Source organism: Streptomyces sp. S465 (assembly GCF_026898115.1).
In the GTDB taxonomy this organism is placed as follows: domain Bacteria; phylum Actinomycetota; class Actinomycetes; order Streptomycetales; family Streptomycetaceae; genus Streptomyces; species Streptomyces luomodiensis.
Window position 1 is genome coordinate 5542736 of the sequence record NZ_CP114036.1, and the last position, 22097, is coordinate 5564832.

Here is a 22097-nt window from a genome sequence, read left to right on the forward strand (position 1 = left end):
CCCGGCCCGTCGGGCCGGTTCGCGGTCAGCCCCGCGGCAGCGTCCGTCGCCGCTGCCGTTTCCACAGCACCTTCTGGAGCACCAGCGTCAGCGTCCCGGCCAGCACGATCCCCACCAGGTTCAGCAGCAGCTGCTCGGTCGAGCCCCACATCTGGTGGATCTCGCCGTAGCCGAGCGCCACCGCCGCGTTGGCCGCCGCCGGGACCGTGGTCACCGAGATGGCCACGCCCACCAGCGCACCGGACTTCGCCGAGGTCAGCGAGAGCGTTCCGGCGATCCCCGCGAGCACGGCCACCACGAACGAGAACATGTCCGGCTTCCAGATGAAGTCCGTGTTCGGCCGGGCGCCCTCCAGCATGTCCGCGCTGAACAGCCCCACGGCGTCCATCAGCATGCCGAAGCCGGTCGTCAGCGCCATCGCCGCGGCGAATCCCACCAGCAGCGCGATCGCCGAGCGGGCGGCCAGCCGTGGTGCGCGCCGCACCAGCGCGGTGCACAGCCCCGCCAGCGGTCCGAACTCCGGGCCGACGGCCATCGCGCCGACGATCAGGATCGCGTTGTCCAGCACCACACCGCATGCCGCGATCATCGTCGCGAGGGTGAGGAAGGCGAGATAGGTGACCGAGAGCGTGGACTCCTCGTGGGTGGCGTCCGTCAGCTGCTCCCACAGGACGGCGTCCGCTCCCTCACCGGGCGCGGCCTCCTCCGCCTCGTCGGCACGCCGGGACAGCGACAGGTCGATGTTCTCCACGGCGATCGAGCCGGTCTCGTCCAGCCCCAGCTCACGCAGCTCGCCCAGCAGGGAGTCGCCCGCCTCGCGCGCCACGTCGCACATCACGACGTCCCCCATGGGGTCGCGCGCGGCGCCCGGCAGCACCACCAGATGGGTGGTGCCGACCGTCTTCTCGACGGTGCGCACCACCTCCTCGGTGCGGTCGGCGGGGACGATCAACCGCAGATGCAGCACGGCACGCTCTCCTCAGAGTTTGCGCAGGGACAGCCGCTGGACCTTGTGGTCCGGTCCCTTGCGCAGCACCAGCGTCGCCCGGCCCCGGGTGGGCTGGACGTTCTGCTGGAGGTTGGGCTTGTTGATGGTCCGCCAGATCATCCGGCCGTAGTCCAGCGCCTCCTCCTCGGAGACCTGGGTGTACTTGCGGAAGTACGAGGACGGGTCCTGGAAGGCCGTCTGCCGCAGCTTCCGGAAGCGGCCCAGGTACCAGCTCTCGATGTCCTCGGTCCGGGCGTCCACGTACACGCTGAAGTCGAAGAAGTCCGCCAGACCCACCCGGGTCAGCCCGTCCTTCCCCGGGAGCGCGGGCTGGAGCACGTTGAGCCCCTCGACGATCAGGATGTCGGGGCGGTGCACGGTGAGCCGCTCACCGGGCACGATGTCGTAGATCAGATGCGAGTAGACCGGCGCCGACACCTCCGCCCGGCCCGCCTTCACATCGGCGACGAAGCGGGTCAGCGCCCTGCGGTCGTAACTCTCCGGGAACCCCTTGCGGGCCATCAGCCCGCGCCGCTGGAGCTCGGCGTTGGGGTACAGGAAGCCGTCGGTGGTGACCAGCTCCACCCGGGGGTGCTCCGGCCAGCGGGCCAGCAGCGCCTGGAGCAGCCGGGCGGTGGTCGACTTGCCGACCGCGACACTGCCCGCCACGCCGATGACGAACGGCGTGCCGGGCTGGGCGCCGTTGCCCCGTTTGGTGTCGCCGAGGAAGGTGTTGAGCGCGCCGCGCAGATTGCCGGTGGCGGCCACGTAGAGGTTGAGCAGCCGGGACAGCGGCAGATAGACGTCGCGCACCTCCTCGAGGTCGATGACGTCGCCGAGCCCGCGCAGCCGCTCGACCTCCTCGGCGGTCAGCGGCAGCGGGGTCTTGTCCCGCAGCGCGCTCCACTCGGCGCGGGACAGGTCCACATACGGGGTCGCCTCGCCGCCCCGCCGCTGGGCCTCGCGCACGGTGCGCGCCTCGCGCGCGGTTGACGTGATCACCCAGCCATTGTCATGGCTGGGACCGGCCGGGTGACCGGCTCCGGGACGTGGGGTCGGTCACCCCGGGCCGGGGACGGGGGCCGTACGCTGCGTCCATGTGCGGAATCGTTGGTTATGTGGGAGGGCAGTCCGCCCTCGATGTCGTCCTCGCCGGGCTCAAGCGGCTCGAGTACCGCGGCTATGACTCGGCGGGCGTCGCCGTGCTGGCCGACGGTGGGCTGGCGGCCGCCAAGAAGGCGGGCAAGCTGGCCAACCTGGAGAAGGAGCTGGCCGACCGGCCGCTGCCCAGCGGCGGCACCGGCATCGGCCACACCCGGTGGGCCACCCACGGCGGCCCGACCGACGCCAACGCCCATCCGCACCTGGACAACGCGGGCCGGGTCTCCGTCGTCCACAACGGCATCATCGAGAACTTCGCCGCGCTCCGCGCCGAACTGGCCGAGCGCGGCCACGACCTGGCCTCCGAGACCGACACCGAGGTCGTGGCGCATCTGCTCGCCGAGCAGTTCTCGTCCTGCGGCGACCTCGCCGAGGCGATGCGCCAGGTCTGCCGCCGGCTGGAGGGCGCCTTCACCCTGGTCGCGGTGCACGCGGACGCGCCCGACGTGGTGGTCGGGGCGCGCCGCAACTCGCCGCTGGTCGTCGGCGTCGGCGAGGACGAGGCGTTCCTCGCCTCCGATGTGGCCGCCTTCATCGCCCACACCCGCGAGGCCATCGAGCTGGGCCAGGACCAGGTCGTGGAGGCCCGCCGGGACGGTGTGGTGGTCACCGACTTCGACGGGGCGCCGGCCGAGGTCCGCCCGTACCACGTGGACTGGGACGCCTCCGCCGCCGAGAAGGGCGGCTACGACTACTTCATGCTCAAGGAGATCGCCGAGCAGCCGAAGGCCGTCGCGGACACCCTGCTCGGCCGCATCGACCTGGCCGGGAACCTCTGCCTGGACGAGGTGCGCATCCCGGCCTCGGTGCTGCGCGAGGTCAGCAAGGTCGTGATCGTGGCGTGCGGCACCGCCTACCACGCCGGCATGATCGCCAAGTACGCCATCGAGCACTGGACCCGTATCCCCTGTGAGACGGAGCTGGCCAGCGAGTTCCGCTACCGCGACCCGATCCTGGACCAGCGGACGCTGGTGATCGCCATCTCCCAGTCCGGCGAGACCATGGACACCCTGATGGCGCTGCGGCACGCGCGCGAGCAGGGCGCGAAGGTGCTGGCCATCTGCAACACCAACGGCTCCACCATCCCGCGTGAATCGGACGCGGTGCTCTACACCCACGCCGGGCCCGAGGTCGCCGTCGCCTCCACCAAGGCGTTCCTCACCCAGCTGGTGGCCTGCTACCTGGTGGCGCTCTACCTGGGCCAGGTGCGCGGCACCAAGTGGGGCGACGAGATCCTGTCCGTGATCCGCGAGCTGTCGGAGATCGCCACCCAGGTGGACCAGGTCCTGGAGACCATGGAGCCGGTGCGGGAGCTGGCCCGGACGCTGGCCGACAAGAACACCGTGCTCTTCCTGGGCCGGCACGTGGGCTACCCCGTCGCCCTGGAGGGCGCGCTCAAGCTCAAGGAACTGGCGTACATGCACGCCGAGGGCTTCGCGGCGGGCGAGCTCAAGCACGGGCCGATCGCGCTCATCGAGCAGGACGTGCCGGTCGTGGTCGTCGTGCCGTCGCCGCGCGGGCGGTCGGTGCTGCACGACAAGATCGTCTCCAATATCCAGGAGATCCGGGCCCGCGGCGCCCGCACGATCGTGATCGCCGAACGCGGCGACGAGTCCGTTGCCCCGTACGCCGACCACCTGATCGAGATCCCGGCCACCCCGACCCTGCTCCAGCCGCTGGTGGCCACGGTGCCGCTCCAGGTCTTCGCGTGTGAGCTGGCGACGGCGCGGGGCAACGAGGTCGACCAGCCGAGGAACCTGGCGAAGTCGGTGACCGTGGAGTGACCGGGTGATCGTCGGCGTGGGCATCGATGTGGCCGGTATCGACCGTTTCGCGGAGGCGCTGGAGCGCACCCCCGGGATGGCGGACCGGCTGTTCGTCGAGCACGAACTGTGGCTGCCGAGCGGGGAGCGCCGTGGCATGGCCTCGCTGGCGGCCCGGTTCGCCGCCAAGGAGGCGCTCGCCAAGTCCCTGGGCGCCCCCGGCGGCCTCCGCTGGACGGACGCCGAAGTCCTCACCGAGCCGAGCGGCCGCCCCCGCCTCTCGGTCCGCGGCACGGTCGCCACGTGCGCGGAACGGCTGGGGGTGCGGGGCCTGCACGTCTCCCTGAGCCATGACGCGGGGGTCGCGTCGGCGGTCGTGATCGCGGAGGGGTGAGGGCGGGTGCAGGCGCGGGTGCGGGGGCTCCGCCCCCACGCCCCCGCCGGGGCTCCGCCCCGGACCCCGCGCGGTCGCTCCCGGTGACGGGTGTGGTGCGGGCGCGTGGTGGGTGTGCCCGCTGTTCGTGGTGGGTGCCGGGGGCGGGGCCTCCGGGGCGGCGCCCTGGACCGCATATTTACGGCGCCGACGGACGATGATCGTTGGGTTGGCCGGAGATTGGCGCCACAAATATGCGACAGCGTCCAGGACACCACCCCTCCGACCCCACCCCCTCCCGCCGTTCTGCGGCTACCCGCCGGTGGCCTCGGTCCCGTCCGATCGGGTACGCCCGCCAGGGCCGTTCCACGACAAGGGCAAGGGCGTGACGCCGGTCAGTCGGCGTCCTTCTCGATCGCCTCGAAGATGTCCGCGTCCGTCTCCTGCTGCCAGCCGGGAAGATCCGGCCAGTCGGCGACGTACCCGGGCTTCGGGTCCTCGAAGTGCCGGTACATCTGCGCGGTCCAGCACGTAGCGACGAAGCGCCCCTTCTGCTCCCGCGTAAGTCGCCCGGCGTGCCCCTCGCTCACCTCCAGGAACTGCCTCACCTGCTCGTACACCGCCCCAGCAGCCGCCCGCTCCCACTCCGGGGTCTCCTCCCAAGGGGTCACATAACCCGGCTTGGGCTCCCCGGGAAAGTGCCGCCGCACCCCCGCGATCCACGCCTCCCGGAACAGCCGGGCACCCTCGGTCCGCGACATCCCTGCCCCTTTCGTCAGTTCACGCTCAGTGCCTTGATCTCGGCATCCAACTCGGCAACCCGCACATCGCGAGCGAGAGAGCCGAAGTCCCTACGCAGGGCCTGGAGTCTACGAGCGACGTAACCGGAGGATGATTCCCGCGCCAGATGAATCGCCTTGCGGGTATAGACGACAACCTGCTCCGGGTCCTTGCGCTTGACGCCGATGGCGGCCAGATTCGCGAGCACGACACCTCGGCGCCGAAAGGACTGGCCCTCCGCCAGGGCACCTTGCTGAAGGGCGCTCTGAAGCACCTGCTCAGCGAGGTCGAGCCGACCCAACTGGAGGTACCGAGCGCCGCGCTCCTCCGCGAGCCGGGAGCCATCGAAGCGGAGCCACCCGCCGTTCTGCGCCGATCCGTTCATGTCCGCGACCTTCTCGGCCTGCTCGAGTGCACTTTCGCACGCGGTCAGATCTCCCAGTCCCGCGAACGCCTCAGCCCGTACCGCAGCGACCCAGTGTCGTGTCGACAGGCAACTGTCCCCTCGGCGAGCGATGCGCTCAGCGACTGACAAGATGTCCGCGGCCTCCCGGTAGCGACGCTCGTACACGTCGACGTACGCATGCCGAATGAGAGCACAAGCCCATAGATCGAACGCCCCTGCTTCCTTACCGGCTGACGCGGCGAGCGTGTACGAAGCCGCTGCGTCGGTATACCGGTTGCCGTCGAAAGCCAGCTCACCGGCAAGCTGGAAGAGGTCCGCCGCAGCGCCGCACAGAGCTTGCCCGTCCTTGCCGGAGCGTCCGTCCAGGGCTTTGGCGAGGGCAGCGAGCTGTGCGGAGACGATGGGGTGCACGGCCCCTTTGGCACGGGCGAGTTGATACACCTGCCAGAGGTGGTTGTTCATCCGGATGAAGTCGCCGGACGCTCGGCGGTGCACTCCTTCCGCGAGCGCCTCCGACTCCTCGGCCGGCAGACCGGCCAGTGCCCCGGCAACGGCAAGTACGCGCAGGAACTTGCGTGTCGTCGGTATCCCCCGAGCCGTAGTGGTCGACTGAACACGACACTACGGGCTCCTGGAAAGTGGCTTGGGGTTTGGTGACCCAGGCGTCCAGTTCGGCAAGGTCGAGTTGCAGCGCTGCTGCGTACTGTGGACGCAACTGGGGCTGGATCTCAGTTTTCCCGCTCTCCCAGCGGCTGATCGTTGTGCGGTCCACACCGACGACGTGAGCGAGCCCCTCCTGGCTGTACCCCAGTGCTTTGCGCCGCTCAGCTAACCCCATGGGGCTCCCCTTCCCCGCTCCGCGGACCGCCACTCGACGTGTGCACACCCTGCACGCTTCTGCGTCACCTCTGCCGCATGGACGCCGTGGAGCGCGCCTGCTCGGAGCGGTTTCCTTGACGTTGTCAGCATCAAGAACCGGCGTGAGCCACCACAAGATGCGGTCGTGATGGCGAGACGCCGGCCACCGGCCAGACGACAGAGCCGCCGGGCTGGCGGTACCCGGCCCCGGAAGAAAGACCCCGTCCATGACCATGACGAGACCCAACGCCATCGGCGCCCCAGGCTACAGCGAAACGATGCCGTGCGAGCCGACGTCAGCGAGCCGCGCTCGCCGACTCGTCCGCGCAGCACTCCACACCTGGGACCTCGGCCATCTCATCGACGACGGGACGCTGATCATCTCCGAGCTGGTCGGCAACGCCGCACGCCACAGCGGGTGCCGCCTCGCCCGCGTCAGCGTTCGGCTGCCCGATCGGGATCGCGTACGTCTCGCCGTTACGGACAAATGCCCCCAGCCGCCCACCGCCCAGGCGCCGTGCTGCGACGACGAGTCCGGCCGCGGTCTGGTGCTGGTCGAAGCGATGTCGGACCGCTGGGGCACCCAATACCGCACCTGGGGAAAGACCGTCTGGGCCGAGCTTCGGCCGAAATGACACCGACTGAAGAAGAAAGGACACGACTGTGAAGACCATCGTTGCTGCCGCCCCCGCCATGGACACCAATTTCCTGTGGCTGGACCTGACCCGAAAGTGCCAGCTCCGCTGCAGCCCGTGCTTCAACTCCTCGGGTCCGGAGGGAACACACGGCATCATGGAGCGCGATGACTGGTTACACGTCCTCGACCAGGCCGCAGAATGTGGCGTGCGCCGTGTCCAGCTCATCGGGGGCGAGCCGACGCTGTACCCGGACAGTCTGCTCCTGGCCGACCGCGCACTTTCTCTCGGCCTCGGCGTGGAGATCTACAGCAATCTGGTGCGCGTCACCGAAGCCTGGTGGGCTCTCCTCCGACGCGACGGCATGTCCTTGGCGGCGTCGTACTACTCCGACACTCCGGAGGAACACAACAAAGTCACCGGCCGACCCAGCCACGCCCGCACCCTCGCGAACATCAAGAAAGCGGTAGAGCTTGGCATCCCGCTGCGCATCGGGATTGTCGCGACCGCCGAGAGGCAGCGCGTCGCCCAAGCGCGGCGGGAGCTTGAGGCGCTTGGGGTGAAGCGTATCAACGTAGATCACGTCCGTCCCTTCGGACGGGGTGCGCAGGGGCGCACCCCGGACCTCTCCGGACTGTGCGGCCGGTGCGGCATCGGACGGGCTGCCGTTGGTCCGGACGGGCGCGTGTCGCCGTGTGTGTTCTCCGCTGCCCTGCTGGGCGTCGGGAACGTCCGAAGCACCCCACTGGCCACTATCCTCGGCAGTGCCGCCATGGCCGAGGCCCGCGCATCCATCCGGAGCGTCTTCGCCAAGGGCGGCGGGGACGACGAAGACAAAGACTCCTGCGATCCCTCGTGTGACCCCAATGCCGAATGCTCTCCTGGGTACCCGGGAAGCGAATGCGGCCCAAGGAACTGAAGGCGATGAACCGTGAACTGCCAGGGCCCGATTTCTGGGAACTGATTCAGCCGCACACGGGAATCTTGTCCCAGGCGCAGCCCACCGCACGGGGTTTCGGCTCTGATCTGACAGCGGTCATCGAGTGCGAGAAAGGCCCTTTCTTCGTCAAGGCCATGCGTAACCGTCCTGGGGGGCGCCGGACCTCACTCATCCGGGAAAGACTGATCAACCCGGCCGTACAGTCCGTTTCCCCCGCCCTGCTCTGGCACGTGGAAGACGACGAATGGCTCGTCCTGGGATTCGACGTCGTGGATGCCCGCCGGTCGGACTTCACACCAGCCTCGCCCGATCTGCCAGGAGTGGTCGACCTCGTTGACCGACTCGGGGACCTGCCCATCCCCGATGTCGCCAGAGACTGGCCGGAGAGCCGTTGGGACCGGTTCGCGGTTGACGAGACCGACGCTGAACTGTTCCGGGGCGACGCGCTGCTCCACACCGACATCAACCCCAGCAACCTGATCCTCGGGGAGCGTGACCGATGGATCGTGGACTGGTCCTGGCCAACCCGAGGCGCCGGGTTCATCGACCCCGCATGCCTCGTCGTGCAGCTCATCGCCGCCGGGCACGCCCCCCAGGCGGCTGAGGGATGGGCGGCCGAGTGCAGGGCATGGGCGGACGCGGACCCCACCGCAATCGACGCATTCGCCGCCGCTACCCGCCGCATGCACCGATCGCGCGCCGACCGGCATCCCGAGGCCTCCTGGCTCGAAGCCATGGCCGCAGCCGCAGGGGCGTGGGCCGCCCACCGGGGCGTGGCCGAGGCGCCCGTCCAGGCGATGACGTAGGCATGCATGCTGATCGGCCCGGCGCTCGCATCCCAGGGCGATCGGGAACCTGGCCGGGGTCTGGGCCACCGGCGGGGAGTCGCCGACGAGTCGGGAGGGGGTGGGGTCGGAGGGGTGGTGTCCTGGACGCTGTCGCATATTTGTGGCGCCAATCTCCGGCCGACCCAATGATCATCGTCCGTCGGCGCTGTAAATATGCGGTCCAGGGCGCCGCACCGGAGGCCCCGCCCCCGGCACCCGCGACGCACAGCGGGCGCACCCCAGCAACCACCACGCACCCGCACAAGCAACACGCAACCGCACCCGCACCCGCACTCAGCGGAACCCTCAGCCCAGTACGTCCCGCCACGTGTCCGTCAGCGCCGTCGACACGTCGTACGCCGCGATGGGCGCCCCTTGCGGGGCCGTGACGCGGCGGGCGGCGAGGCCGTGGAGGTAGGCGCCGACCGAGGCCGCGTCGCGGGCGGTGAGGCCCGCGGCGAGCAGGGAGCCGATCAGCCCGGACAGCACGTCGCCGCTGCCCGCCGTGGCCAGCCAGCCGGTGCCGGTGGGGTTGACGCGTACCGGCCGGCCCTCGGTGGCGATCAGCGTGGTCGACCCCTTCAGCAGTACGGTCGCGCCGTAGCGCTCGGCCAGCGCGCGGACGGCGGCCAGGCGGCCCGCCTCGACCTCCTCGCGGCTCACGCCGAGCAGCGCCGCCGCCTCGCCCGCATGCGGCGTGAGGACCGTCGCAGCCTCGCGTTTGCGCAGGTCACCCCCTGTGGGCAGCAGGTGCAGCCCATCGGCGTCGACCATGACCGGGACATCGGAGGCGAGGACGTCGTCCAGGGAGTGCTTGGCCGCCGCGCCGTCGCCGAGGCCGGGGCCGACGACCCACGACTGGACCCGGCCCGCCTTGGCCGGGGGCCCGGAGTGGACGAGGGTCTCGGGGAAGCGCGAGATGACCGTGTCGGCCGCGGGGCCGACGTAGCGCACCGCCCCCGCACCGCCCCGCAGCGCGCCCGAGACCGCCAGCACGGCCGCGCCCGGGTAGCGGGCGGAGCCCGCGACGACGCCCACCACGCCCCGCCGGTACTTGTCGCTCTCCGGCGTGGGCCGGGGCAGCAGCGCGGCCACCTCCTCGTGCTGCAACGCCTCCACGTCGGGGTCGGCGGGCAGGTGCGCCGCCAGCCCGATGTCGATCAGGCGCAGGGCGCCCGCCCGCTCATGGCCCGGGTCGATGAGCAGGCCCGGCTTGTACGCGCCGAAGGTGACCGTGGCGTTCGCGCGCACCGCGGGGCCCCGCACCTCGCCGGTGTCGGCGTCGATCCCGCTGGGCAGGTCCACGGCGACGACGATGCCGCGCACCGCCCGGACCAGCCGCTCCGCCTCCGGCCGCAGACCGCCCTTGCCGCCGATGCCGACGATCCCGTCGATGACGAGATCGGCGCGGGCCACGACGGCCTCGGCCCCGCCGGCGTCCGCCCGCCCGGCGTCCGCCCCGTCGGCCTCGGCCGCCACCACGCGTCCGCCGACTGCCCGCAGGGCGGTGAGCCCGCCCCGGTGGGCCCGGTCGGGTTTGAGCAGCACCGCCGTGACCCCGGCGCCGCGCCGGGCCAGCCGGGCGCCCGCGTAGAGCGCGTCACCTCCGTTGTCGCCGCTGCCGACGAGCAGGGCCACCCGGGAGCCGTACACCCGGCCCAGCAGACCGGCGCAGGTGGCCGCGAGTCCCGCCGCCGCGCGCTGCATGAGCGCTCCTTCGGGCAGCCGCGCCATCAGTTCGCGCTCGGCGGCCCGTACGGTTTCGACGCTGTAGGCAATCCTCATGTCCACAGTCTCCCGAACGGACGGCGCTCCTCGCGGGGAAGCCGGGCACTCCTCGCGTGGAAGCACATACTCCGGCCGAACGACCGGCCTGAGAGACTGACGGAGATGGACGAGACACCGATGCGTGCCCGTGCCGTGGTCGATCTGGCCGCACTACGGGCCAATGTGAGGGCGCTGCGCGACGCGGCGCCCACCGCCGAGCTGATGACCGTGGTCAAGTCGGACGCCTATGGCCACGGCATGATCCGCTGCGCCCGCGCCGCCCGTGAGGCGGGCGCGAGCTGGCTGGGCACGGCCACGCCGGAGGAGGCGTTCGCGCTGCGCGCGGCGGGGGACATGGGCCGGCTGATGTGCTGGCTGTGGACGCCCGGCGGCCCCTGGCGGCAGGCCATCGAGGCGGACATCGACGTTTCGGCCAGCGGCGTGTGGGCGCTGCGCGAGGCCGTCGCCGCGGCCCGCGCGTGCGGCCGTACCGCGCGGCTCCAGCTGAAGGCGGACACCGGGCTCGGCCGCAACGGCTGCCAGCCCGCCGACTGGCCCGAGTTGGTCGCCGAGGCCCGCGCGGCCGAGGCGGAAGGGGCCATTCGGGTGACGGGGCTGTGGTCCCACTTCGCCTGCGCGGACGAGCCGGGCCATCCGTCCATCGCCGTCCAGCTGTCGGTCTTCCGCGAGATGGTGGCGCAGGCCGAACGCGCGGGACTGCGGCCCGAGGTGCGCCACCTGGCCAACTCCCCGGCCACCCTGACCCTGCCCGAGTCCCACTTCGACCTGGTCCGGACCGGCATCGCCACCTACGGCATCTCCCCGAGCCCCGAGGTCGGCACGCCCGCCGACCTCGGGCTGCGGCCGGTGATGACGCTCTCCGCCTCGCTCGCCTCCGTCAAGCAGGTGCCGGGCGGGCACGGCGTCTCCTACGGGCACCGCTATGTGACCCCCGGTGAGACGAGCCTCGCCCTGGTGCCGGTCGGCTACGGGGACGGCATCCCGCGCCATGCCTCGGGCACCGGACCGGTGCTGGTCGCGGGCAAGTGGCGGACCGTCGCGGGCACGGTCGCCATGGACCAGTTCGTGGTGGACCTGGGCGGCGACGCCGCCCGGCCGGGGGACGAGGCGGTGCTGTTCGGCCCGGGTGACCGGGGCGAGCCGACCGTCGAGGACTGGGCGCGGGCCGTGGGCACGATCGGCTACGAGATCGTCACCCGGATCTCGGCCCGCGTCCCCCGCGTTTATGTAGGTGAGCACGGGGGCACAGGGAACTGACCATGGGCGACGAGAGCACGGCCGGCAGCACGGCGGAGATGGCGACACGAGTCGCGGCGGGGGCCACAGCCGTGAGCTGGCGCCGGGGTGCCGGATTCGCGGGAGCCGCGATCGGCGTGCTCGCGGCGGGCGCGGCGGCGGGCGTCGCACTCGAGCGGCTGACGGTCGGCCGTGGCGTACGGCGCAAGGCGCGGCTCGCCCTGGACGCCGAGGGCCCGTACGGCACGCTGCGCGGCACTCCGGGGACGGCGATCGCCGACGACGGCACCGAGCTCTACTACGAGGTCGAAGAGGTCCGGGAGAACGCCGCCACGCCCGCGCCGCTGCGCAAGCGGCGGTTCGGGCGCCGCACCCCCGCCCCCGTCACCATGATCTTCAGCCATGGCTACTGCCTCGGCCAGGACTCCTGGCACTTCCAGCGGTCCGCGCTGCGCGAGGTGGCCCGCACTGTCTACTGGGACCAGCGCTGCCACGGCCGCTCCCAGCGCGGCTGCGCCCAGGCGGACGGCGAAGCGATCAGCATCGACCAGCTCGGCCGCGATCTGAAGGCGGTGATCGACGCGGCCGCGCCAGAGGGGCCGCTGGTGCTGGTCGGCCACTCCATGGGCGGCATGACAATGATGGCGCTGGCCGCGCAGTACCCCGAGCTGGTGCGCGAGCGGGTGATCGGCGCGGCCTTCATCGGCACATCGGCGGGGCGGCTGGGCGAGGTCAGCTTCGGCCTCCCGGTGGTCGGGGTGAACGCGGTGCGGCGGGTGCTGCCGGGCCTGCTCAAGGCGCTGGGCTGGCAGGCCGAGCTGGTCGAACGGGGGCGGCGGGCGACCGCCGATCTCTTCGCGGGGCTGATCAAGCGCTATTCGTTCGGCTCGAAGGACGTGGACCCGGGGGTCGCGCGGTTCGCCGAGCGGCTGATCGAGGCGACACCGATCGATGTGGTCGCGGAGTTCTATCCGGCGTTCATCGCCCATGACAAGGCGGCGGCGCTGCCGCGCTTCGACGGGCTGCCGGTGCTGGTGCTCGCGGGCGACAAGGACCTGATCACCCCGATGGAGCACAGCGAGGCGATCGCGGAGCTGCTGCCGGGGGCGGAGCTGGTGATCCTGGAGGAGGCCGGGCATCTGGTGATCCTGGAGCATCCCGAGGTGGTCAACGGCCATCTGACCGAGCTGCTCACGCGGGCCGTGGACGGGGCGGGCGACCGGACGAAGCGGGGCGTGTCGGGCTGAGGTGCGGCGCCGCGCGACGCCGACCGGGTCGCGCCGAGCGGGGCCAGGGGGTGCGTGCCCGGCCGGGCGCTCGGGGGCGGTCCGCGCCGGTCCGCGCCCGTTCGCAACCCATTCACACCCCTTGCGTGCCCTTCCGTACCCGTCCGCACCGGTGCTTTCCGCCCCGTACCATCGGCGACTATGGACGTAGGCACGCGCATCACCGTCACCTCTCCCGACCAGATGCGGGACGTGGGCCGCAGACTCGCCAAGCTGCTGCGCCCCGGCGATCTGGTGCTGCTCACCGGTGAACTCGGCGCGGGCAAGACGACCCTGACGCGGGGCCTGGGCGAGGGCCTCGGGGTCCGTGGCGCCGTCACCTCACCCACCTTCGTGATCGCCCGGGTGCACCCCTCGCTGGGCGACGGCCCGCCGCTGGTCCACGTCGACGCCTACCGGCTGAACGGCGGCCTCGATGAGATGGAGGACCTGGACCTCGACGTCTCCTTGCCGGATTCGGTGGTGGCCGTGGAGTGGGGCGAGGGGAAGGTCGAGGGGCTGTCGGAGGACCGGCTGCATGTGGTGATCCAGCGGACGGTGGGCAGCGACCCGGCGGTCACGGACACGATGGCCGCCGACGTGGACGACGTACGGGATGTGGTGGTGACGGGCGTGGGCCCGCGCTGGGCCGGGGAGGACCTGGCGTCGCTCGCCGGGTAGCGCGGTAGCGCGGCAGGGCTGGAGCCGCGGGGCGGTGCCGCGCGGGATGGCGCCGTCGGTAGAGCTCCCGTGCAGATGCCGAGTAGTTTCCGACAGTTTCCGACAAGCCGTCGGCATGATGTTGCATTCCGGGCATCGCCCGTGGTCACATGGTGGGAGAAAGCGTGGTTAGGTCTGCCTAACTCCGCTCGACTGCCCCAGGACCCTCAGGAGGCATCCATGTCGGCCCACGACCCCGTGGCCGGGACCGCCGGCGCGCGCGAGGACCGGTCACCGTCGATGTCGGAGCTCCTGGCGGCGTGTGCGGCGGCGAGCGCGGTCTCGACGCCCCCGCGGCCGGCCGACGAGGAGACGGAGGAGACGTCCGTGTCCGAGGAGACTTCCGCGTCCGCCGAGTCCGAGGCGGACGACGAGAAGCGGCGCGACGCGGCGTAGCCAAGCCACGGCGGCCCACAAGGGCGCGGCGGCCCCCAAGGGCACGTCGGCGCACTAGGGCACGGCGGCCCCACTCGGGCACGGCGGCCCCCAGGGGCACGTCGCCCCACTCGGGCGCGGCGGCTCGCTGGAGCGTGTGGCGTCAACCCACTGGGGCGCGTCAGCCCACTAGGCGATGACGACGACCTTCGTGCTCACCTGGGCGAACTCCCACATCGCCGCACCGTCCGCCCGGCTCTCCCGGACGGCTCCGGTCCGCTTGCGCGCGTTCGGGTCCGGCATCGACCCGTCCACCGCCGCGCTGAAACCGAACACGACTCCCCCTTCCGTGTGGAAGACGACGACGTGCTCGACCTGCACTCCGTCCGAGCCGATCCCGCCCTCGTTGCGCGACGTCACCGCATAGGTCCCCGGGTCGGGGCTGGCCGGGCTGGGGCCCACCTCGAAGGTGCGGGTGGCCTTGCCGTCGGCGCCGACCAGCCAGACCCGCTTGTCGTCCAGCGCGTAGACGACCCGCTCGCCCGTGCCGGAGCCGGCCGGGAGGGCGGTGGACTTCTGCTTCGACGCCGCCTTGTCCTTGCCCTTCTCCTTGGACTGGGAGGAGTGCGACCCGGGCCGGGCCAGGGTCGGATGGTCGGGCGCGGTCGCGGCGGCCTGGTAGCCGAGGAAGCCGACGACGCCCAGCGCGGCGGCGGTGAGTACGGCCACGGCTGGTCCGGTACTGCTCCTTGGCACGGCGGCAACCCTCTCCTGCGGTCAGTACGCCCTGACGGTCCGTACACACTTACGGCGACGGTAGCACCGGCGCCCACCGCCTCGCCGCGCTCCGGCCACCCCGCGGCCGAGCTGTTCCACCGTCGGTACGAAAGAACGATCTCCCGGCACGAAAGAAGGACCTCCCGGCGCGCCGTAGGCTGTCCTCGTGCTGTTGCTCGCTCTTGATACCGCCACCCCCGCCGTGACCGTCGCCCTGCACGACGGCTCCGCAGTGCTCGCCGAGTCCTCCGACGTGGACGCCCGGCGCCACGGCGAGCTGCTGCTGCCCGCCGTCCACCGGACGCTGAAAGAGGCGGGCACCGAGCTGGGCGAGGTGACGGAGATCGTCGTCGGGGCGGGCCCCGGCCCGTACACCGGACTGCGCGTGGGCCTGGTGACCGCGGCCACCTTCGGGGCGGCCCTCGGCGTCCCGGTCCACGGGCTGTGCACCCTGGACGGGATCGCCTACGCCGCCGGGCAGGCCGGCCTGGCGGGCCCCTTCGTGGTGGCCACGGACGCGCGGCGCAAGGAGGTCTACTGGGCGCGCTACGACGACGCCCGCACCCGTGCCACCGAGCCCGCCGTCGACCACCCCGCCGATCTCGCCGAGCGGATCGCCGGGCTGCCCGCGGTCGGCGCGGGCGCGCTGCTCTACCCGGCCGCGTTCGCCGCCGTACCGCCCGGGATGCCGGAGTACCAGTCGGCCGGGGCACTCGCCTCGCTCGCCGCCGAGAAGCTGGCCCGGGGTGAGGAACTGCCGCCGCCCCGGCCTCTGTATCTGCGCCGCCCCGACGCGAAGGTGCCCGCGAACTACAAGGTGGTCACCCCGAAGTGACCGGCATGACCGTGACGCTGCGCGAGATGCGCTGGTGGGATCTGGACCGGGTGATGGCGCTCGAGGAGGAGCTGTTCCCCGAGGACGCCTGGTCGCGCGGGATGTTCTGGTCCGAGCTCGCCCACGCCCGGGGCCGGGACGCCACCCGTCACTATGTGGTGGCGGAGAGCGGGTCGCGGCTGGTCGGGTATGCCGGGCTCGCCGTCTTCGACCGCACCGGCGACGTCCAGACCATCGCCGCCGCCCGCGACCACTGGGGCACCGGCCTCGGCGCCCGCCTCCTCACCGACCTCCTGACGGCCGCCACCGCCTTCGAATGCCGTGAGGTGCTGCTCGAGGTGCGGGTCGACAACGCCCGCGCCCAGCGGCTGTACGAGCGCTTCGGCTTCGAGCCCATCGGCATACGCAGGGGGTACTACCAGCCGGGCAACGTGGACGCCCTGGTCATGCGGCTGTCCGACCCGGCGAGCACCTCGCCCCCCGCCCCGGCGAGCAGCACCGCCACTGCGGCCACCGCCGAGAACCCCGCGTCCACCGAGGCCGGCGCGTCCACCGCGAACCCCGCGTCCACCGCGAACCCAGTACAAGGAACCGAGACCCATGGCTGACGAACCCCTCGTCCTCGGCATCGAGACCTCCTGCGACGAGACCGGCGTCGGCATCGTCCGCGGCCACACCCTGCTCGCCGACGCCGTCGCCTCCAGCGTCGACGAGCACGCGCGCTTCGGCGGCGTCGTCCCCGAGGTCGCCAGCCGCGCCCATCTGGAGGCGATGGTCCCCACCATCCAGCGCGCCCTGAAGGAGGCCGGGGTGGCCGCCTCCGACCTCGACGGCATCGCCGTCACCGCGGGCCCCGGGCTCGCGGGAGCGCTGCTGGTCGGCGTCTCGGCCGCCAAGGCGTACGCCTACGCCCTCGGCAAGCCGCTCTACGGCGTCAACCACCTCGCCTCCCACATCTGCGTCGACCAGCTGGAACACGGTCCGCTGCCGGAGCCGACGATGGCGCTGCTGGTGAGCGGCGGCCACTCCTCGCTGCTCCTCGCGCCCGACATCACGGCCGACGTCCGCCCGCTCGGCTCGACGATCGACGACGCGGCGGGCGAGGCGTTCGACAAGATCGCCCGGGTGCTGAACCTGGGGTTCCCCGGCGGCCCCGTCATCGACCGCATCGCCCGTGAGGGCGACCCGGACGCGATCGCCTTCCCGCGCGGGCTGACCGGTCCGCGCGACGCCGCCTACGACTTCTCCTTCTCGGGGCTGAAGACCGCCGTCGCCCGCTGGATCGAGGCGAAGCGGGCGGCGGGCGAGGAGGTTCCGGTCGCCGATGTCTCGGCCTCCTTCCAGGAGGCGGTCGTGGACGTGCTGACCCGCAAGGCCGTCCGCGCCTGCAAGGACGAGGGCGTGGAGCATCTGATGATCGGCGGTGGCGTCGCCGCCAACTCCCGGCTGCGGGCCATGGCCGAGCGCCGCTGCGAGGACGCGGGCATCACGCTGCGGGTGCCGCGGCCGAAGCTGTGCACGGACAACGGGGCGATGGTCGCGGCGCTCGGTGCGGAGATGGTGGCGCGGGGGCGGTCCGCCTCGGCCTGGGACCTGTCGGCCGACTCCTCGCTTCCGGTGACCGATCCGCACGTCCCGGCGCCCGCCGGGCACACCCACGACCATGTGCACGAGCTGAGCCGAAAGAACCTGTACGCATGACCGTCGCGATGATGTGGGAAGCCCGAGCGGTGGCGGGGAAGGGCGAGGAACTGCTGGCCTGGGCCACCCGCCAGCCCCTCGACCCGGCCCCGCTGCGCCGTGAGACCTTCCGCGCGCCCGAGGACCGCGTGCTCGTCATCACCTGGTGGGAGGGGACGTACGACACGCAGGGGCTGCCGGAACTCCCCGAGCCGGGGGATGACCTGGTACGGCGTGCGGTGCACCGATGGCGCTTCGAGGCGGTCGCGGACGAGCAGGTCTGAACCGCCGGCCCCTGCCGGTACGCCAGGCCGACGCCGAACGTCGGCGCCCCCCTGTCCGCCGTCCGCCCGTCCGCGGTCTGACGTTCGGCGCCGGTCCGGTCGGCGCCGCCTGTGTGCCGTCCGGCGTCTGGCGCCCGTCGCGTCGGCGTCTGCCCGGTCGGCGTCCGCCTGTCTGCGGTCTGTCTGCGGTCCGGCGTCTGGCGCTCGTCCGTCCGCTGTCCGCCGTTCGGCGCTCGTCCGGTCGGCGTCCGCCTGTCCGCGGTCCGGCGTCTGGCGCTCGTCCGGTCGGCGTCCGCCCGGTCGGCGTCCGCCCGGCCGGCGTTCGTCCATCTGGCGCCCGTCACGTCTGGCGTTCGCCCGTCCGCTGTCCGCCGTTCGGCGCTCGTCCGGTCGCCGTCTGCCCGCCCGGCGCCAGTCCGGTCGCCGTCTGCCCGTTCGGCGCCCGCCCGGTCGGCGCCCGTCCGTCCGACGTCGCCTGGTCGGCGTTCGCCTGTCTGGCGCACGTCGGGTCGGCGTCCGCCTGTCCGCGGTCCGGCGTCTGGCGCTCGTCCGTTCGGCGCTCGTCCGGTCGGCGTCCGCCCGGCCGGCGTTCGTCCATCTGGTGCCCGTCACGTCTGGCGTTCGCCCGTCCGCTGTCCGCTGTCCGCCGTTCGGCGCTCGTCCGGTCGGCGTCCGCCTGTCCGCGGTCCGGCGTCTGGCGCTCGTCGGGTCGGCGTCCGTCCGTTCGACGTCGCCTGGTCGGCGTTTGCCCGCCTGGCGTTCGCTTGCCCGGTGTCCGTCCGGTGCCTGGTGCCCGGTGCACGGCGTTCTGTCGTCAGTGGAGGGCGTTGGTGAGGTCGGTGAGGTGTCGGGAGACCGGGCCGAGGGTGAGTAGTCCGCTGCCTGCCCCGGCCAGTTCCGCTGCCGCTGGGGCCAGCGCGGTGTGGGCGCGCGCCATCGTCTCCCGGTCACCGACGGCGATGGCCGCCCGGCCGGTGAGGCACCACAGGGCCTCCAGCAGCAGGTCGCGGGGCGGGTCGGGGACCGCGCGCAGCGCCGTCGCGGCCTCGGCATGACGGCCTTGGGCCAGCAGCACCAGCGGGCGGGCCCAGGGCGCGTACGGCCCCCAGTCGAGGTCCTCGTCGGTCGGCGCGGGCCGCCCCTGCTCCACGCGCAGACAGAGCAGCGCGAGCGGGAGCAGACCGTGCTCCAGGCCGGGCATCCCGGCGCCGTCCAACTGCGCGGCCGCGTCCCGGTAGGCGGCCTCGACCTCGGCCGCCCGCCCCCCTGTCGCGGCCAGCCGCAGCGCCCGGTACCACTGGGTGAAGACCCCCACCAACGGCCGTTCATGGTGCTCGCCCAGACGGTCGGCGGCGGCCGCGTGCCGGTCGGCCGACGCGAAGTCCGCGAGCGCGCTGCGGGCCTGGAGCCGGATGAGATGGCCGAGCACCTCGAAGGCGACCAGACCGTGCCGCGCCGACAGGGCGATCAGCTCGGCCCCGATCGCGTCCCGGCGCGGCGCCAGTCCCGCGCGGTCGAAGGACTGCATGAAGACGCCGTTGAGGGCGAACGCCAGCAGCGCGGGATCGTCCAGCCGACGGGCGATCCCCTCGGCCTCCCGAGCCGCCTGAGCCCCCCGCCACCCCCGGCTGCCCCGCGACTCCACGGCGACCGTGGCCAACAACCGAGCCCGGACCGCGTCGTGCCGCGTGCCCTCGCGGGCGACGGCGTCGTGTGCGGGTGCCCCGTGCTTGGGCGCTTCGCGGCCGGGCGCCTCCTGATCGCTCGGCTCCCGGCCGGGCCCCCAGTGGCCGGTTCCCTCGCGGGCGGGGGTTTCGCGGCCGGCGGCCTCGTGGCCGGGGGCCCGGTGGCTGGGCGGCTCGTGCCCGGTTGTCTCGCGCCGGGTTGCCTCGTGCCCGGTTGCTTCGTGGCTGGGCAGCTCATGGTAGGACCGGCCGTAGCCGGACCCACGAGGGCCGGTTGCTTCGTGGTCGGGGGCCTCGTGGGCGGGGGCCCGGTGGCTGGGCGGCTCGTGCCCGGTTGCCTCGTGCTCGCTGGCTTCGTGCCCGGTTGCTTCGTGGCTGGGCGTCTCGTGGCTGGGCGGCTCACGGTGGGACCGGCCGTGGCCGGACCCACGAGGGCCGAAGGCTTCGTGGCCGGGGTGCTTGTCGTGCGGGGTCTCGCGGCCGAAAGCGTCGTGGCCGGGCCGTCCGGGGGCGGGCGCGAGCGTGGCCAGGGTGCGTTCGGCCGCTGCCACGATGTGGGCTGCCTGCTCCGGGTCGTCCAGGCGGGTCCAGATCGCCGGGACGTCGTAGGTGCCGATCACGCGGGCGGTCAGTTCGGGGTCGCCCAGTTCCTCCGCCGCCGCGACGGCCGCCACGCGCTGCTGCCGGGCCGTTCGCAGTCCGTCGCCCCCGGTCATCGAGAGGTTGCGGAGCAGGCCGGCCGTGGACTCCAGCCGGGCCCGCGCGCCCGTGGCCACGGTGCGGTCGTAGGCGGCGGCCGCTTCGGCCCACACCCGGGCCGCCGCCGCGCCCCCGGCCCCGCCCGGCGCCGTGGCGGGGGCGAGGTGAGGGGCCTGGCCGAGGATGTCCGTCTCCAGTCGGCGCAGTTCCGGGCCGGGGTCCACGCCCAGCTGTTCGACCAGCAGCGTGCGCGCCCGGCGCAGTACCGCCAGCGCGTCGCCCTGGCGGCCGGTGCGGTAGAGCGCGAGGGCCAGCGTCCGCCAGGCGCCCTCGCGCCAGGGGTGCTCGGCCAGATGGGCCTCCAGGTCCGGCACCGCCTCGGCGGCCCGGCCCAGCGCCAGCCGGGCCTCGGCCTGCCGTTCGACGGCGTGCAGCCGTAGCTCCGCCAGCCGGGAGCGCTCGCCCCGGGCCCAGCCCTCGTCGGTGAAGTCCGCGTACGCGGGCCCGCGCCACCGGCCCAGCGCCTGCTCCAGCCGCGCCGACGCGCCGTCCGGGGGCAGGGTCGCGGCGGCGGCCACGTCCTGTTCGAAGCGCCAGGCGTCCACCGCGTCCGGGTCGGCCCGCAGCGCGTACCCGGGCCCCTCGGTGACCAGCAGCCGGGCCGGGGCGCGGGGCGGACGCCGGGGCTCCAGCGCGCGGCGCAGCGCGGCCACGAACGTACGCACCGCGCCCACCGCCCCCGGCGGCGGTTCCGTCCACAGGTCCTCGACCAGCCGTGAGACGGGTACGACGCGGCGGCGGGCGACGATCAGCCGGGCCAGCACCGCGCGGTGCCGTGGCCCCTTGAGCGCGATGGCGCGCCCGTCGGCGTCCCAGGCCACCACCGGCCCCAGCACCCCGAACCAGACCCGCATGGGCCCACGGTAGCGCGCTGATCGGATGCTCATTCGCGCCCGGCAGGCTGACCGGTACCTACCTCATCACTCCACCCACCTTCTCGAAAGGCGCGATCATGGCCCCTGTCATCCCCGGTTTCGACTACCGGCGCGTCCCCGTCGCCGACGGCGTGTCCCTGAACGCGGCCGTCGCGGGCTCGGGCAGCCCCGTCGTGCTGTTGCACGGGTTCCCGCAGACCCACCTGATGTGGCGGCACGTCGCCGCCGACCTCGCGGCCGACCACACCGTGATCTGCCCCGATCTGCGCGGCTACGGCGCCAGCGACAAACCGGCCGCCGGCGACGGACCGGCCGCCGACGACACCACCTACGCCAAGCGCACCATGGCCGCCGACGTCGTCGCCCTGGCCCGCGCCCTCGGCCATGACCGCTTCGCCCTGGCCGGCCATGACCGCGGCGCCCTGGTCGCCTTCCGGGCCGGCCTCGACCACCCCGCGGCGATCACCCATCTGGCCTGCCTGGATGTGCTGCCGACCCTCGACATGTGGGACGTGATGCGCGGTACCACCGCCGCCGTCGGCTTCCACCTCTTCCTGATGGCCCAGCCCCCGGGGCTGCCCGAGCGGATGATCGCCGCCTGCCCGGACGACTTCTTCGGCCACTTCCTCGACCTGTGGGCGGGCGACCGGGGGGCCATCCCCGCCGAGGTCCGCACCGCCTACCTGGACGCCTGCCGCGCCGCGGTGCCGTCGATCGTGGCCGACTACCGCGCCTCGGCCGGTGTCGACGTCGACCACGACCGGGCCGACCGGGCCGCGGGCCGTCGGCTGACGATGCCGGTGACCGTGCTCCAGCAGGACTGGGGCGCCGCCCTCGGCTATGACGCGGCGGCGCTGTGGCGCGCCTGGGCCGCCGACCTGGAGCACTCCACCGTCGGCTACGGCCACTTCATGGCCGAGGAGGCGCCCGCCGAGGTCGCCAAGGCGCTGCGGGAACTCCTCGCCCGTTAGCGGAGGCGGAGGGCCGGTCCGCGGAGGGGCGGTCCGCGCTCGATGACGGGGCGGTGGCCGAAGCATCGGCCACCGCCCCGTCAGGGCACGCCTCGCCTGCGGCGGTTGGGTCCGCT

Annotated in this window: 22 protein-coding genes; 14 read left to right on the plus strand and 8 right to left on the minus strand. The window is 73.0% G+C overall.

What is annotated here, in order from left to right:
* Positions 1-25: 25 nt before the first annotated feature.
* Complete coding sequence (locus N6H00_RS23305; protein ID WP_268973764.1) at positions 26-967, minus strand: DUF389 domain-containing protein; 942 nt, start codon at positions 965-967, stop codon at positions 26-28.
* Between the two features lie 12 nt (positions 968-979).
* Positions 980-1990: a type I pantothenate kinase gene (coaA, locus tag N6H00_RS23310; protein WP_443073014.1), complete on the minus strand. Its 1011-nt coding sequence runs from the start codon at positions 1988-1990 to the stop codon at positions 980-982.
* A 95-nt stretch (positions 1991-2085) separates the two neighbouring features.
* Between coaA and glmS the strand changes: the two genes are divergently transcribed.
* Both glmS and N6H00_RS23320 read left to right on the plus strand, forming a co-directional pair.
* Positions 2086-3933 carry a glutamine--fructose-6-phosphate transaminase (isomerizing) gene (glmS, locus tag N6H00_RS23315; protein ID WP_268973765.1) on the plus strand — a complete coding sequence of 616 codons (1848 nt, stop codon included), beginning with the start codon at positions 2086-2088 and terminating at the stop codon, positions 3931-3933.
* 4 nt (positions 3934-3937) lie between these two features.
* Complete coding sequence (locus N6H00_RS23320; RefSeq protein WP_268973766.1) at positions 3938-4306, plus strand: holo-ACP synthase; 369 nt, start codon at positions 3938-3940, stop codon at positions 4304-4306.
* 374 nt (positions 4307-4680) lie between these two features.
* On the opposite strand, the gene N6H00_RS23325 is transcribed toward N6H00_RS23320, so the two are convergent.
* From N6H00_RS23325 to N6H00_RS40575, 3 genes are read right to left on the minus strand one after another with little or no spacing between them, the layout of a single operon-like run.
* Complete coding sequence (locus N6H00_RS23325) at positions 4681-5046, minus strand: hypothetical protein (RefSeq protein ID WP_268973767.1); 366 nt, start codon at positions 5044-5046, stop codon at positions 4681-4683.
* A 14-nt stretch (positions 5047-5060) separates the two neighbouring features.
* Positions 5061-5882, minus strand: coding sequence for a transcriptional regulator (locus N6H00_RS23330; protein WP_443073015.1), 822 nt, complete (start codon positions 5880-5882; stop codon positions 5061-5063).
* Positions 5764-6582 carry a helix-turn-helix domain-containing protein gene (locus tag N6H00_RS40575; RefSeq protein WP_443073016.1) on the minus strand — a complete coding sequence of 273 codons (819 nt, stop codon included), beginning with the start codon at positions 6580-6582 and terminating at the stop codon, positions 5764-5766. Before N6H00_RS40575 ends, N6H00_RS23330 begins: the two co-directional genes overlap by 119 nt.
* Between N6H00_RS40575 and N6H00_RS23335 the strand changes: the two genes are divergently transcribed.
* From N6H00_RS23335 to N6H00_RS23345, 3 genes are read left to right on the plus strand one after another with little or no spacing between them, the layout of a single operon-like run.
* Positions 6557-6964, plus strand: a complete 408-nt coding sequence (locus N6H00_RS23335) for an ATP-binding protein (RefSeq protein WP_268973768.1) — start codon at positions 6557-6559, stop codon at positions 6962-6964. The two genes, N6H00_RS40575 and N6H00_RS23335, sit on opposite strands and share 26 nt — an antisense overlap.
* 28 nt (positions 6965-6992) lie before the next feature.
* Entirely contained in the window at positions 6993-7883 is an 891-nt protein-coding gene (locus N6H00_RS23340; protein WP_268973769.1) for a radical SAM/SPASM domain-containing protein, read from the plus strand.
* Positions 7884-7888: 5 nt separating this feature from the next.
* Positions 7889-8710, plus strand: a complete 822-nt coding sequence (locus N6H00_RS23345; RefSeq protein WP_268973770.1) for a phosphotransferase — start codon at positions 7889-7891, stop codon at positions 8708-8710.
* A 327-nt stretch (positions 8711-9037) separates the two neighbouring features.
* On the opposite strand, the gene N6H00_RS23350 is transcribed toward N6H00_RS23345, so the two are convergent.
* Positions 9038-10516: an NAD(P)H-hydrate dehydratase gene (locus tag N6H00_RS23350; RefSeq protein ID WP_268973771.1), complete on the minus strand. Its 1479-nt coding sequence runs from the start codon at positions 10514-10516 to the stop codon at positions 9038-9040.
* 105 nt (positions 10517-10621) lie between these two features.
* On the opposite strand from N6H00_RS23350, the gene alr reads away from it, so the two are divergent.
* The 4 genes from alr (at position 10622) to N6H00_RS23370 (ending at position 14136) form a co-directional block, all read left to right on the plus strand.
* Positions 10622-11776 carry an alanine racemase gene (alr, locus tag N6H00_RS23355; RefSeq protein ID WP_268973772.1) on the plus strand — a complete coding sequence of 385 codons (1155 nt, stop codon included), beginning with the start codon at positions 10622-10624 and terminating at the stop codon, positions 11774-11776.
* A 2-nt stretch (positions 11777-11778) separates the two neighbouring features.
* A complete protein-coding gene (locus N6H00_RS23360) occupies positions 11779-13002 on the plus strand; it encodes an alpha/beta fold hydrolase (protein ID WP_268973773.1) in 1224 nt (407 codons plus the stop codon).
* A gap of 180 nt (positions 13003-13182) precedes the next feature.
* Entirely contained in the window at positions 13183-13701 is a 519-nt protein-coding gene (gene tsaE, locus N6H00_RS23365; RefSeq protein WP_268973774.1) for a tRNA (adenosine(37)-N6)-threonylcarbamoyltransferase complex ATPase subunit type 1 TsaE, read from the plus strand.
* A gap of 219 nt (positions 13702-13920) precedes the next feature.
* A complete protein-coding gene (locus N6H00_RS23370) occupies positions 13921-14136 on the plus strand; it encodes a hypothetical protein (RefSeq protein ID WP_268973775.1) in 216 nt (71 codons plus the stop codon).
* Between the two features lie 168 nt (positions 14137-14304).
* On the opposite strand, the gene N6H00_RS23375 is transcribed toward N6H00_RS23370, so the two are convergent.
* Positions 14305-14844, minus strand: a complete 540-nt coding sequence (locus N6H00_RS23375) for a hypothetical protein (RefSeq protein WP_268973776.1) — start codon at positions 14842-14844, stop codon at positions 14305-14307.
* A 214-nt stretch (positions 14845-15058) separates the two neighbouring features.
* Between N6H00_RS23375 and tsaB the strand changes: the two genes are divergently transcribed.
* The 4 genes from tsaB to N6H00_RS23395 are packed head-to-tail and all read left to right on the plus strand — an operon-like array spanning position 15059 to position 17691.
* Positions 15059-15727, plus strand: coding sequence for a tRNA (adenosine(37)-N6)-threonylcarbamoyltransferase complex dimerization subunit type 1 TsaB (gene tsaB / locus N6H00_RS23380; RefSeq protein ID WP_268973777.1), 669 nt, complete (start codon positions 15059-15061; stop codon positions 15725-15727).
* 5 nt (positions 15728-15732) lie between these two features.
* On the plus strand, positions 15733-16335 hold the full coding sequence (rimI, locus tag N6H00_RS23385) for a ribosomal protein S18-alanine N-acetyltransferase (RefSeq protein WP_268977083.1): 603 nt from the start codon (positions 15733-15735) through the stop codon (positions 16333-16335).
* A complete protein-coding gene (tsaD, locus tag N6H00_RS23390) occupies positions 16328-17428 on the plus strand; it encodes a tRNA (adenosine(37)-N6)-threonylcarbamoyltransferase complex transferase subunit TsaD (RefSeq protein ID WP_268973778.1) in 1101 nt (366 codons plus the stop codon). The genes rimI and tsaD overlap by 8 nt, the downstream gene beginning before the upstream one ends.
* On the plus strand, positions 17425-17691 hold the full coding sequence (locus N6H00_RS23395) for a hypothetical protein (protein ID WP_268973779.1): 267 nt from the start codon (positions 17425-17427) through the stop codon (positions 17689-17691). Before tsaD ends, N6H00_RS23395 begins: the two co-directional genes overlap by 4 nt.
* Positions 17692-18505: 814 nt before the next feature.
* Here the strand turns inward: N6H00_RS23395 and N6H00_RS23400 are convergent.
* On the minus strand, positions 18506-20989 hold the full coding sequence (locus tag N6H00_RS23400; RefSeq protein WP_268973780.1) for an AfsR/SARP family transcriptional regulator: 2484 nt from the start codon (positions 20987-20989) through the stop codon (positions 18506-18508).
* A gap of 98 nt (positions 20990-21087) precedes the next feature.
* On the opposite strand from N6H00_RS23400, the gene N6H00_RS23405 reads away from it, so the two are divergent.
* Entirely contained in the window at positions 21088-21981 is an 894-nt protein-coding gene (locus N6H00_RS23405) for an alpha/beta fold hydrolase (protein WP_268973781.1), read from the plus strand.
* Positions 21982-22097 lie beyond the last annotated feature (116 nt).